Origin of the sequence: Micromonospora sp. NPDC005206 (assembly GCF_040608175.1) — a bacterium.
Lineage (GTDB): Bacteria > Actinomycetota > Actinomycetes > Mycobacteriales > Micromonosporaceae > Micromonospora.
On sequence record NZ_JBEXHU010000038.1, the window covers coordinates 36,920 to 37,601 of the forward strand.

Genomic DNA, 682 nt, shown 5'->3' on the forward strand with positions numbered 1-682 from the left:
CACCACGGAAGCCACCCTCGCGGGAGCCACCCGAGCGCGAACCGTCGCGGTCGCCACCACGGAAGCCACCCTCGCGCGGAGCGCTGGACCGCGAACCATCGCGGTCGCCGCCGCGGTAGCCACCCTCACGAGGCGCACCCGAACGCGAACCGTCCCGGTCACCACCACGGAAGCCACCCTCGCGGAAGCCACCCGAGCGCGAACCGTCGCGGTCGCCACCACGGAAGCCACCCTCGCGCGGAGCGCTGGACCGCGAACCATCGCGGTCGCCGCCCCGGTAGCCACCCTCACGAGGCGTACCCGAGCGCGAACCGTCCCGGTCACCACCACGGGAACCGGCGTCGCGGCCGCCGGCGTATCCGCCTCGGGCTCCGCCAGCGCTGTCACGGTCTCCCCGGTACGGGGGACGGTCATCGCGACGCGGGCCGCGGTCGCGGCCGCCCTGGCCGTCAGTACGGTCTTCGTAACGACGGGGACGGTCTCCGCCCTGCGGTCCTGAACTCACAGGTACATCCTTCCTCATTGCGCCACCAATGGCGCTACGCAGTCGAGGGCCGACCCGGATGGGGCGGCCCTCGACTGGAAGATTGTCCGGCGGCGTCCTACTCTCCCACACCCTCACGAGTGCAGTACCATCGGCGCTGGAGGGCTTAGCTTCCGGGTTCGGAATGTGACCGGGCGT

The 682-nt window shown here is 71.8% G+C and carries 1 rRNA gene; it reads right to left on the reverse strand.

Annotated features, from left to right (window positions below):
* Positions 1-589 precede the first annotated feature (589 nt).
* Positions 590-682, reverse strand: a 5S ribosomal RNA gene (gene rrf / locus ABZU69_RS34835); the annotation flags it as partial.